Annotated in this window: 7 protein-coding genes; 4 read left to right on the top strand and 3 right to left on the bottom strand. The window is 70.5% G+C overall.

Going from position 1 to position 7680, the window contains the following annotated elements; genetic code table 11:
• Window positions 1-344 precede the first annotated feature (344 nt).
• The gene (locus D7V93_RS32460) at window positions 345-2375 is read left to right on the top strand and encodes a DUF7151 family protein (RefSeq protein WP_147451456.1); all 2031 of its coding nucleotides are present in this window, start codon (window positions 345-347) and stop codon (window positions 2373-2375) included.
• 36 nt (window positions 2376-2411) lie between these two features.
• Here the strand turns inward: D7V93_RS32460 and D7V93_RS32455 are convergent, their stop codons facing one another.
• Together D7V93_RS32455 and D7V93_RS45340 are read right to left on the bottom strand one after the other, a co-directional pair.
• Window positions 2412-2987 carry an RNA polymerase sigma factor gene (locus D7V93_RS32455; protein WP_120647070.1) on the bottom strand — a complete coding sequence of 192 codons (576 nt, stop codon included), beginning with the start codon at window positions 2985-2987 and terminating at the stop codon, window positions 2412-2414.
• Window positions 2977-3114 (bottom strand): hypothetical protein, encoded by a 138-nt coding sequence (locus D7V93_RS45340; RefSeq protein WP_158623912.1) that lies wholly within the window; start codon window positions 3112-3114, stop codon window positions 2977-2979. Before D7V93_RS45340 ends, D7V93_RS32455 begins: the two co-directional genes overlap by 11 nt.
• Before the next feature lie 247 nt (window positions 3115-3361).
• On the opposite strand from D7V93_RS45340, the gene D7V93_RS32450 reads away from it, so the two are divergent.
• Window positions 3362-5395, top strand: a complete 2034-nt coding sequence (locus D7V93_RS32450; protein ID WP_120647069.1) for a DUF7151 family protein — start codon at window positions 3362-3364, stop codon at window positions 5393-5395.
• A gap of 110 nt (window positions 5396-5505) precedes the next feature.
• On the opposite strand, the gene D7V93_RS32445 is transcribed toward D7V93_RS32450, so the two are convergent.
• On the bottom strand, window positions 5506-6081 hold the full coding sequence (locus D7V93_RS32445; protein ID WP_120647068.1) for a phospholipase A2 family protein: 576 nt from the start codon (window positions 6079-6081) through the stop codon (window positions 5506-5508).
• Window positions 6082-6205: 124 nt separating this feature from the next.
• Between D7V93_RS32445 and D7V93_RS32440 the strand changes: the two genes are divergently transcribed.
• The gene (locus D7V93_RS32440; RefSeq protein WP_120647067.1) at window positions 6206-6670 is read left to right on the top strand and encodes a tetratricopeptide repeat protein; all 465 of its coding nucleotides are present in this window, start codon (window positions 6206-6208) and stop codon (window positions 6668-6670) included.
• A 21-nt stretch (window positions 6671-6691) separates the two neighbouring features.
• Window positions 6692-7627, top strand: a complete 936-nt coding sequence (locus D7V93_RS32435) for an MBL fold metallo-hydrolase (RefSeq protein ID WP_120647066.1) — start codon at window positions 6692-6694, stop codon at window positions 7625-7627.
• Window positions 7628-7680: the final 53 nt, after the last annotated feature.

The following is a 7680-nucleotide window of genomic DNA, read 5'->3' as shown; positions in this document are numbered from 1 at the left end:
CCCCTGCCTCGCCTTCGCCCCGACCGCCGCCTTCCCTGGAGGGCGGCGGTCGGGGCGAAGGCGAGGCAGGGGGATGCGGGTGGGAATGCGGCATGGTGAAGCCTCCTTTCCCCGGGCCAACGCGGCATCCGGCGCGCTCTTACACCTCGCGTAACGCTGGGCCCCCCTCCCTGTCTCCCGGCGGGGATTTCCGGTAGGAAGGCGCCCGTGCCGGGGCCACCGGGCCTGGAGTTTCAAGGCCTTGCGGGGGGCCACGGCTCGGTTCAGCGAAAAACGACCTGGCGAAGCGCCTCGCTCCGTAGGGACAGGGAGAAGAGGTCGCTTGCCGGACGGAGAAGGCACAGATGCGACGCACATGGGGAACGTGGGGAGCGGTGCTCGCGCTCATGGGCAGCGGCTGTGAGGCCATCAACGTCCCGAAGATCACCCAGCGTGACGCGCTGACCCGGTTCCGCCCGGAGCCCTCGGGCGAGCACTGCGACTTCGGAGGCCAGGCCGTCCTGACGGGCCTGGACCAGGACCACAACGGGGTGCTCGACGACGTCGAGGTCCTCAGCACCCAGTACGTCTGCGCCGACGCCGTCCCCACGGTGCGCACCCGCACGCAGGTCGAGCCCCCAGGAGCTCACTGCTTCCACGGCGGACAGGCGGTGCACTCCGGATTGGACTCCGACGGCAACGGGCACCTGGACGACCCGGAGGTGAGCTCCACCGAGTACGTCTGCGCCACCACGGTCCCCCACATCCTGATGACCTCGCAGCCGGTGGCGCCCCGTGCGACGTGTCCCCGGGGCGGGATGGTCACCCGCGTCGGCCACGACGCCAACGGCAACGGGCTCCTGGATGACGAGGAGGTCGCGCGCGAGGTGGAGGTCTGCAACGAGCCCATCCCCGTGCTCTCCCGCGTGCGCAGGCTGGCGGACACCAGCCCGAAGTGCGTCCGGGGTGGTTCGGTGGTGCAGGCCGGCATGGACCTGGACCTGGACGGCTTCCTCGACCTGCCGGAGGTCAACGCCACCGCCTACGCGTGCGACGTGGAGCCGGCCGACCTGCACCTCAAGCAGGGCCAGGTCGAACTCGGGAGCGGTGACTGCGCCGCGAGGGGCACGCGCGTGGACGCCTTCGAGGACCTGGACGGCGACACCCTGCCAGACCCCGGCGGTTACACGACGACCCTCTATGTGTGCGAGGCCACCCGCACGTACGACGGAGACTTCGTGGTGAGCAACGACGTGGACCTCTTCGCGCTGGAGGGCGTCGACCGCCTGCGGGGCGACCTGCGCATCCAGGCGCCCGAGCTCGGCGAGGTCATCCTCCCCACCCTGGCCATCATCGATGGCTCCCTCGTCGTGCAGGGCAACTCCAGCCTGAAGTGGCTGGACCTGGGCATGCTGCGCTTCATCGGCGATGACGCGGAGATCCGTGACAACGCCCAGCTCGAGGAGATGGCCCTGGGAGATGAGGAGCATCCGCTGCTGGTGGCGGGCAGCCTCACCGTCGAGAAGAACCCGAAGTTCTCCTCCCTGAAGAGCCTGGTCGCGGTGGTGCCCACCGACAGCATCACCGTGCGCGCGAACGACACGCTGGAGAGCCCGGGAGTGATGCCCCACGTCGTGACGCTCACGGGCTCGCTCACGCTCCAGGACAACCCCCTGCTGACCGGGACGCCCTTCGTCAACCTGCTCCGGGTGGACGGAGACTTGCGCCTCGTGAACAACCCCGGGATGGAGGGGCCCTTCGGCCTGGAGCAGCTGCAGTCCGTGGGCGGCACGCTGGAGCTGCGCGACAACCCCCAGCTGGAGACGCTGGCCCCACTGGGTCACCTCGCCTCCGTCGGCTCCCTGGAACTCTCGGGCAACCTCCAGCTGCCGGACACGTCCGGGCTCCTCAACCTCACCCGCGCGGGTCGCATCCACGTCCAGGGCAATGCCGCGATGGTGAGCCTGGGAGACATGCCCTTGCTGACCTCGGTGGATGAGGAATTCTTCGTGAAGCACAACCCGTCCCTGCAGCGCGTGCACGGCCTGCCCCTGCTGCGGACCGCGGGCACGGTGTCCGTCGTCGGCAACGAGGCGCTGACCTCGCTGAGCGGCCTCGCCAGGCTGCCCCAGCTCGGCACCCTGGAAGTGCTGGCCAACGCGAAGCTGCCGACGCTGGGGGACTTCGCGAAGCTGCGCGAGCTGGAGTTCTTCAACGTCCAGGGCAACACGGCGCTCACGGGGCTCGGCCTGGGGGAGCTGGCACGCGTGACCCAGACCTTCATCGTGTCGGACAACACGAAGCTGCCCACGTGTCAGGCCACCGCGCTCGCGGCGAGCGTGTTCCAGGGCACGCCCTCCATCGACCGCAACGACGACGCGGGCACCTGCCCCTGAAGTTCCGGCGAAGCTCCGGTGAAGCTCCCCCGGGGCTCAGCCGCGGGGCTTGCAGGAACAGTCCAGACAGCCGTGCGTCGCGCACGCGCCACAGCTGCGCTCCAGCGAACGCTTGAGCGCGAGCCGCGCGCGGTGCAGCCGCACCCCTGCGTTGTTGGCGGTGATGCCCGCCTCGCGCGCCACGTCCGGCACCGCGCGCCCCTCCAGGTCCACCTGGCGCACCAGCTCCGCGTACGACGGCTTGAGCGTGGGCAGCAAGTCCCCCAGGCACGCGCACACCGCGCCCTTCAGCTCCAGGTCCTCCGGGGCGCTGTCGGCGTCGCGGGCCTCCACCGCCAGCGCGCGTCCCTCCGCGGCCTGCCGGCGGTGATGGTCCACGAGGGCGTTGCGCAGCAGGCGGTAGAACCACGCCACCGCGCCCTCGCCGTCCTTCAGCGCCCCACCCTTCTCCAGAGTGCGGGCGAAGGCCGTCTGGAGCAGGTCCTCCGCGACGGCGCTACTGCCCACGCGCCGCTCCACGAAGGCGAGGAAGCGGCCCCGCTGGGCCAGGAGCGCCGCCACCACGTCCTCGCGGTCCGGCGGCAGCGCTGCGTCTGGCCCTTCAGCGTCCATACGACCACCGGGGGCCGTCGCCCTGCACGCGCGAGTTCAGCTCCGCCGCGGTGGCGTGGACCTGCGCCCACGCGCGGAGCTTGAAGCGGTCCATCGTGCCCTCCTGATCGTTGGCGCAGTTGAACATGTCCTCGCTGACTCCAGGGAAGGCGGCACCCGGCGCGCTCTTACACCTCGCGTAACACCGGCCCCCGTCCCTGTCTCCCGCCGGGGATTTCCGGTAGAAGATGCCCGTGATGGGGCCGCCGGGCCTGGAGTTTCAAAGCCTTGCGGGGAAGCCTCGGCTGAATTCATCGGGAAACGACCTGGCAAATCCCCTCCCTCCGTATGGACAGGGAGGCGGAGTCGGGGGGACCGGATGGAGAGGGCAACGGATGCGACGCACATGGGTAACGTGGGGGTCGCTGCTCGCCCTCACGGTCAGCGGCTGTGACGCCATCGACCTCACTGAAATCACCCAGCGCGAAGCGCGGACCCGGGTCCGCCCGGAGCCCGCGGGCGAGCACTGTGCCCATGGCGGGCAGGCCTTCCTGTCGGGCCTGGACCAGGACCGCGACGGGGTGCTCGACGATTTCGAGGTCTCCGCCACCGACTACGTCTGCACCGAGCTCATCCCCAAGGTGCGCACCCGCACGCAGGTCGAGCCGAAGGGGACGAACTGCACCCACGGCGGACAGGCGGTGCAGTCCGGACTGGACTACGACGGCAACGAGCAGTTGGACGACTCGGAGGTGAAGTCCACCGAGTACGTCTGCGTCACCACGGTCGCCAACGTGCTGGTGATCGTGCGCCCGGTGGCGTCCGGAGAGCAGTGTCCCCGGGGCGGGCAGGTGACGTACGCCGGCCACGACGCCAACGGCAACGAGCTCCTGGAGGACGAGGAGATCACCCACACGGTGCAGGTCTGCAACGAGCCTGCCCCCGTGCTCTCACGCGCGCGCGAGCTGCCCGGCTCCGTCGCCCCGTGCGCTCGGGGCGGTTCGGTGGTGGAGGCCGGCGCGGACCTGGACCTGGACGGCGTCCTCGACGCGGCGGAGATCGACGCCACCGCCTACGCGTGCGACGTGGCGCCGGCCCACCTGCGCCTCCAGCATTACCAGCCCGAACCCGGCGGCATGAACTGCGCCGCGGGGGGCACGGGCGTGGCCGTCTTCGAGGACAAGAACGGCGACACCGGGCCGGACCCCGGCGGCTTCATGACGATCCTCCACGTGTGCGAGGCCGCCCGCATCCACGACGGAGACTTCGTGGTGGCGAGCGCCGTGGACCTCATCGCGCTGGAGGGCGTCGACCGCCTGCGGGGCGACCTGCGCATCGAGGCGCCCACCCTCGCCGAGGCCTTCCTCCCCACCCTGGCCATCATCGACGGCTCCCTCGTCGTGCAGGGCAACTCCAGCCTGAAGCGGCTGGCGCTGACCTCGCTGCGCTTCGTCGGCGGGAACGTGGAGCTGCGTGACAACGCCCAGCTCGAGGACCTAGTCCTGGGCGATGAGTCCCAGCGCCTGCTGCGGGTGGTGGGCAGCCTCACCGTCGAGGAGAACGCGAAGCTTTCCTCCCTGGAGGGGCTGGCCGCGGTGGTGCCCACCGACAGCATCACCCTGCGCTCGAACAACGCCATGGTGGCTCCCGGCCTGCTGGCCCACGTCGTGACGCTCACGGGCTCGCTCACGCTCCAGGACAACCTCCGGCTGAACCGGATCCCCTTCATCAACCTGAGCCAGGTGCACGGAGACATGCGCTTCCTGAACAACTCCGGGTTGCTGGCTCCCTCCGGGCTGGAGCAGCTGGTGTCCGTGGACGGCACGCTGGAGCTGCGCAACAACGCCCAGTTGGAGACGCTGGCCCCACTGGAGCGCCTCGCCTCCTTGGGCGCCCTGGAGCTCATTGGCAACACCCGGCTGCCGGACACGTCCGGGCTCCTCAGCCTCACCCGCGCGGGCCGCATCCACATCCAGGGCAATGCGGCGCTGGTGAGCGTGGGGGACATGCCCGTGCTGGACTCGGTGGATGAGGAATTCTCCGTGAAGTACAACGCGTCCCTGCAGCGCGTGCACGGCATGCCCCTGCTGCGGACCGCGGGCGGGGTGGCCGTCGTCGTCAACGGGGCGCTGACGTCGCTGAATGGCTTCGCCAGGCTGCCCCAGCTTGGCACCCTGGAGGTGCTGGGCAACCCGAAGCTGCCGACGCTGGGCGACTTCACGGCGCTGCGCGAGCTGGAGCTCCTCAACGTCCAGGGCAACCCGGTGCTCACGAACTTCGGCCTGGGAGAGCTGGCCCGCGTGACGCACGACTTCACCGTGCTGGACAACGCGAAGCTGCCCACGTGCCGGGCCACCGCGCTCGCTGCGAGCGTGTTCCCGGGCACGCCCATCATTGACCGCAACGACGACGCGGCCACCTGCCCCTGAAAGCTCCGGTGAAGCTCCGGTGAAGCGCCCAGGGGGCCCGGGGCCGGAGCCACGAGGGCGTCGCGCGGCGGGCGGCAGCACCACGCCCCCGCGCCCCGCCAGCCATGCGACTACGGAGGGCCGTAGCCCTGCACGCGCGAGTTCAGCTCCACCGCGGTGGCGTAGATCTGCGCCCACGCGCGGAACTTGAAGCGGTTCACCGCGCCCTTCTGGTCGTTGGCGTAGTCGAACATGTCCTTGCGGAATTGGGCGTCCGCGGCCTTGCGCGCCTCGGGCTTCAGCGGCGTCCCCACGCGGTCGTAGTAACGCAGCAGGTCATAGCCGTAGTCGTGCGTCTTGGCCGCCGGGTCGAACTCCATGTCCGGGCCAATCTTGCCGGGCACGGAGGCGGCGCCGAACGGGTCCTGCATGCGCTGCCCGTGGGGCGTCTGGATGGCGAAGGGCTTGTAGCCCATGACCTTCTCGAAGTCCGCCGGCGGAGGAATCGCGCCGGTGAGGTAGTCACTCATCAGCTTGCCGTGGTCCCCGGCGGGGGCGCCGGACACGGGCGCCGCGCGCTGGGCGGCGGTGGTGCCGCCGGTGAAGGAATCCTTCACCTGGTTGCGCGCGGGAGGCGTCGCGGGACGCGCGGAGGGCTCCGTCCCGGTGGTCTGCGGACGGCGGATGGGAGCGTTCTTGATGATCATGGTCGGGGGCCCGGGGGAGAAGTCTTCTCGATTTTTCGGAAATCGCCGGTCCAAAGTTGCGGAGCGCCGGTGCAAAGTTGCGAGAGAATGAGCCAACGCGCCGCGTGTTGCACTGGAGGACACCGTGGGAAGTGACCTGTACCGCGAGGGAATCGCGCAGCTGAACGCAGGCAATACCGGAGAAGCCCACCGGCTGCTGCAGGAGGCGAGGAGGCAGGCGCCTGATTCCGTGGACGTGCTCCACGGCCTGGCGCTGGTGCTGGACGCCCAGGGCGAGCGGGCCCAGTCGGTGGCCCTGCTGGAGGAGGCGATTGCCCGCGACCCCACGGCGCCCGGCCCGGCGTGCGACCTGGCGATGTTCTACCTGGAGCACCAGCAGGACGCACGGGCCGTGGAAATCCTCGCCCCGGTGCTGGCGGCCTCGCCGGATCACCCCCAGGCGAACCTGGGCATGGCCATGGCCCTGGCGAAGACGGAGCCCGTGCGGGCGCGTACCTTCGTGGCGAGGGCCATGAAGGACCCGGACCCGGAAGGCCGGGCGCAGGCGGAGGCGTTGGATCAGGTGCTCGCGAAGCACGCCCCCCGCTGAAAACCGTCCCCGGAGCCGCTCATGGCGATGCGCTTCAAGAACCTGGATGGCAGCGGACCGCACCCGTTCAACACGGTCTTCAAGTGGGCCGTGGTGGACAAGCTGGGCGGCAAGCGCCGCAAGTCGCCCGCGCGCGCGCCGGTGCCGCATGTGGCGCCGGACCTCGCGGTGCTCGCCAACCCGCCCGCTCCGGGCGAGGGCGCGCGGCTGACGTGGCTGGGCCACGCGAGCTGGCTCGTGCAACTGGATGGCATCTCGCTGCTCATCGACCCGGTGCTGCGCGACGCCATCAACGTCGTCATCCGCCGCAACGTGCCGCCCGGCGTGCCGGTGGAGCGGCTGCCGCCCATCACCGCGAGCCTCGTGTCCCACAACCACTACGACCACCTGGACCTGCCCACGCTCAAGCAGGTGGGGGCCCGCGTCGTCACGGGCCTGGGCCACGCGCCCATCTTCCAGGGGGAGGGCCTGCCCTTCAGCGAGCTGGACTGGTGGGAGTCCACGCAGGTGGGCCCCGTGCGCGTGCACTACGTGCCCGCCCAGCACTGGAGCCGCCGCGGCCTCAACGACGCCAACCAGATGCTCTGGGGCGGCTTCGTGGTGGAGGGCTCCAGCGCGCGCATCTACCACTCCGGCGACACCGCCTACTTCCAGGGCTTCAAGGAGATTGGCTCGCGCTTCCCCCACCTGGACGCGGCGCTGCTGCCCATTGGCGCCTATGACCCGGCGTGGTTCATGCGCTTCCAGCACATGAACCCGGAGGAGGCGGTGCAGGCCTTCGAGGACCTGGGCGCGCTCGCCTTCCTCGCCATGCACTGGGGCACATTCAAGCTCACCGACGAGCCCCTGGACGAGCCGCCCCTGCGCCTGGACGCGGAGTGGCTGCGCCGGGGCTGGCCCCGCGACCGCGTGCACGTGCTGCCCGTGGGTGGCACGCACACCGTGCGCCACGGTTGAGCCGCGGCGGGGCTTGTGTTCTCAAGCAGGCATGCTCCTGCCCACCCTCACCG

It is taken from the genome of Corallococcus llansteffanensis, assembly GCF_003612055.1.
Classification (GTDB): Bacteria; Myxococcota; Myxococcia; order Myxococcales; family Myxococcaceae; genus Corallococcus; species Corallococcus llansteffanensis.
Note: the sequence above shows the minus strand (reverse complement) of the source record. Positions and strands in the feature narration are given on the sequence as shown.